Source organism: Streptomyces sp. DH12 (genome assembly GCF_020873895.1).
GTDB lineage: Bacteria > Actinomycetota > Actinomycetes > Streptomycetales > Streptomycetaceae > Streptomyces.
Genome location: NZ_JAHWGT010001627.1, coordinates 1 through 393, shown reverse-complemented (window position 1 = coordinate 393; position 393 = coordinate 1). Strand labels below are relative to the sequence as shown.

Here is a 393-nt window from a genome sequence, read left to right as displayed (position 1 = left end):
GAAGTGCGGCGGCCGGCCGCCGCACTTCGACCCGGCCGACTACCGCCAGCGCCACGCGGTCGAGTGCGGGATCAACCGCCTCAAGCGCCACCGCGCAGTCGCCACGCGATACGACAAGCTCGCCGTCCGCTACGAGGCGACCGTGCTGATCCCAGCCATCAACGGTGGCTCTGACCTGTGTAAATGCTTCGGTGGCACCAACTGTCGGGCGGTAGCGTGCCCCGATGGGGATCAGCGTTCAGGTTCGGACATTCACCGACGCGGTCGAAGCCACGTGCATGCATGCATCCATCCATCGCTGACCTGTGCAGACGGGCGGCGAGCCAGAACCTGCCCATGCTCGGATACGTCGATCCCTGCGACGACACCGTGTTCAACCGGTCGCAGCTGAGA

The 393-nt window shown here is 65.9% G+C and carries 1 pseudogene; it reads left to right on the top strand.

The features are described from left to right. Positions 1 to 118: pseudogene (locus LPA54_RS41415) on the top strand (IS5/IS1182 family transposase); the annotation flags it as partial. Between the last annotated feature and the right edge of the window lie 275 nt (positions 119 to 393).